Below are 1,439 nucleotides of genomic sequence, written 5' to 3' on the forward strand. Positions count from 1 at the left end.
TGGATGGCATTGCATTTGAATTATTTGTTGAGAAGTTTTTAGTGCCAAATTTATGGTCAGGAGCAGTGGTGGTGATGGATAATTTATCCGCACATAAACTAGATTCAATTGTGCCAATGATTGAAGCTGTAGGTGCGAAAGTTATCTGTTTATCCTCATATTCCCCCGATTTTAATCCAATTGAACTATGGTGGTCACAACTTAAATCTTTTTTGCGCAGTTTCGCTCCAACTACAACAGAAATGATTGATAAGCTAATCTCAGTTGCACTCGAATTAATAAATCCTCAACATTTAAGAAACTGGTTTGCTAGTTGCTGCTACTATACCTCATAACAGCCGTAGATGCTGTATCTGCCAGCACAGTGTCTGCGCTCAGGTGAGGCAATAGCACATCTGAACCATCCAGGTCACAGGCTTGCCCTGGTGTGAGATGAAAGCTGATCGGATTGCCCAAGGCATCCGTTCGGGTAAGTCTCGCCACTGGATACCTGCTCGGTAGCGATATAACACGGCTTCCACAAACGACCGATTGTATGAAGGCTGTCCCACCGACATGACCTTCTCGTCCCGGCAATAGGTCTTTGAGGCGCTCCCACTGGTCTTCCCGGAGGGTATAACGGCGGCAAGTCATGGCTCTATAATCCTTCTAAAATCTTTTCTCTGTTTACTTTACCTTCCTTTACATCAACTGATGACAGACCCTAGTCTGTCGTCATTTAAATGTTCTGGTAATACTCCTTCTCCTATCAAGTGTTCACAGGCATAGCTATCCATATATTTAGGAAACATATATAATGTTCCCGATACGAAACCCTAACCCGTTTAGTATCATTGCTTTGACCGCCTGACCCGCACTCACCTTTTCTTGCGGGTGCTGTCCAAGTATTTTATTGTATGCCAGTTTTAGGTGCAGAATATGGGATTGAAGCAAAACAACGTGGGGGATACCAAAAGCCAACAATTCAGAATGAACATCTAAGCATGATTGAAGTCTTGGGTGGAAGGAAAAAATGATTTGGTGCTATAGGAACTACACGCACAGTAAAAACAGAACTTACGCGTTGACAAAAATACTGCGATGTGAGATTCTAAGCAAAAACAAAAGCCTCCTCAAGAAATCATGAGGAGGCTTTGATATAAAAATGAATCCTGGCATCGAGCTATTTTTGCGTAGGGCTACCCCTAAACTATCGTGGCCGCAGCAGCGTTTCACCTCTGAGTTCGGGAAGGGTTCAGTGTGGTTCCACCGCGCAATAGACACCAGGAAATATTGTTGGGTCAGAGACCCTGAAGACTGCACAGTAACGCGAAACCAAATGATTTATGAGGTCAAGCCCTCGGTCTGTTAGCACGGCTCGGCTACATACATTGCTGCACTTCCACCTACCGCCTAAGAACGGGTGTTCTTCCCGTGACCTTACCCACTTACGTGGTGAG

Annotated in this window: 1 protein-coding gene, 2 rRNA genes and 2 pseudogenes; 1 reads left to right on the forward strand and 4 read right to left on the reverse strand. The window is 44.6% G+C overall.

Translation table 11 applies throughout. The features are described from left to right. The coding region (locus tag F8R90_RS02215) for a transposase (RefSeq protein ID WP_196509218.1) at window positions 1-335 on the forward strand (335 nt) is incomplete at its 5' end. 126 nt (window positions 336-461) lie between these two features. Here F8R90_RS02215 and F8R90_RS02220 read toward each other — a convergent pair. The 4 genes and pseudogenes from F8R90_RS02220 to F8R90_RS02240 form a co-directional block, all read right to left on the reverse strand. Next, window positions 462-633 (reverse strand): annotated as a pseudogene (locus F8R90_RS02220) (transposase); the annotation flags it as partial. 59 nt (window positions 634-692) lie between these two features. Next, a pseudogene (locus F8R90_RS32605) lies at window positions 693-894 on the reverse strand (DUF4277 domain-containing protein); the annotation flags it as partial. 255 nt (window positions 895-1,149) lie between these two features. Continuing rightward, window positions 1,150-1,267, reverse strand: a 5S ribosomal RNA gene (gene rrf, locus F8R90_RS02235). Window positions 1,268-1,327: 60 nt separating this feature from the next. Beyond that, a 23S ribosomal RNA gene (locus F8R90_RS02240) occupies window positions 1,328-1,439 on the reverse strand; the annotation flags it as partial.

Source organism: Nostoc sp. NZL (assembly GCF_015714705.1).
GTDB classification, from domain to species: Bacteria; Cyanobacteriota; Cyanobacteriia; order Cyanobacteriales; family Nostocaceae; genus Nostoc; species Nostoc foliaceum_A.